Consider the following 571-nt stretch of genomic DNA (forward strand, 5'->3'; position numbering starts at 1 on the left):
GTGCTCTCCGCTTTCGGGTTCGCGCTAATGTCGGCCACGGTAAAGCATGTCAGTCTTCATGGTATCCCTGTCTTTGAAATCGTTGCAGCAAGAGCACTCGTTTCTTTAGTGATCAGTTATTTAGATGTGAAACGAAAACGAATCTCTGTTTGGGGCAACAACAAACCACTACTCTTAGCGCGTGGCGCGGTGGGCACCTTCGCGCTGATGTGTGTTTACTATTCGGTGACCACGTTACCTTTGGCAGAAGCAACCATCTTCCAATACATTCATCCGGTATTTACGGCGCTGCTCGCTGTCATTTTTTTGAAAGAACGGATTCAGCCCACAACCTTCATTTGTATTGCGCTATGTTTGCTCGGCGTCTACGTCATGGTTCGGCCAGAAACCGGCGTAGAATCTGCACAAACACTCCCGATGTTCAGTGTAATGATTGCTATTTTAGGTGCTTTTGGTAGCTCTATTGCTTATGTCATTGTAAGAAAGCTTAGCCAAACCGAAGATAGCGCGGTGATCATTTTCTACTTCCCGCTTGTGGCGCTACCAACGTCCATCCTGTTTATGGGGGATA

1 protein-coding gene is annotated in these 571 nt (G+C 47.3%); it reads left to right on the top strand.

Annotated features, from left to right (window positions below; translation table 11 throughout):
• The coding region (locus R7R24_RS29125) for a DMT family transporter (protein ID WP_318120515.1) at positions 1 to 571 on the top strand (571 nt) is incomplete at both ends.

This window comes from Vibrio sp. 704 (assembly GCF_033339295.1).